Genomic DNA, 503 nt, shown 5'->3' with positions numbered 1-503 from the left:
GGTGGTCATACCTGGAACACCAGTTTCAACGCCGTCGAAGGCGTGAACGACGTGCAGGTTCGGCAAACCGATGTCGCGGGCAACACGTCCGCCCCGACCTCGTTCAGCTTCACGCTCGATACGTCGGCTGCCGCGCCCGGTGTCGCGCTCACGAGCGATTCAGGTAGCAGCGCCACCGACCACATCACCAATGTCGGCACGCTAAACGTCACTGGCATCGAGACCGGCGCAACCGTACAGTACAGCGTCGACAACGGCGCGCATTGGAACACGAGCTTCAGTGCCGTCGAAGGGTTGAACAACGTGCAGGTTCGGCAGATCGATGTCGCGGGCAACACGTCCGCCTCGACTTCGTTCAACTTCACGCTCGATACCTCGGCCGCTGCACCGGGTGTTGCACTGACCGCCGACTCCGGCAGCAACGCCACCGATCACATCACGAACGTCGGCACACTCAACGTTTCTGGTGTGGAGACTGGCGCAGTTGTCGAATACTCGACCGA

Annotated in this window: 1 protein-coding gene; it reads left to right on the top strand. The window is 61.4% G+C overall.

Annotation, left to right across the window (positions count from 1 at the left end; genetic code table 11):
• Window positions 1-42 precede the first annotated feature (42 nt).
• Window positions 43-503 (top strand): Ig-like domain-containing protein (locus AC3WLY_RS35215; RefSeq protein WP_492332767.1); only part of this gene is annotated, 461 nt, incomplete at its 3' end.

It is taken from the genome of Burkholderia sp. FW306-1C-G01B (assembly GCF_058781685.1).
Note: the sequence above shows the minus strand (reverse complement) of the source record. Positions and strands in the feature narration are given on the sequence as shown.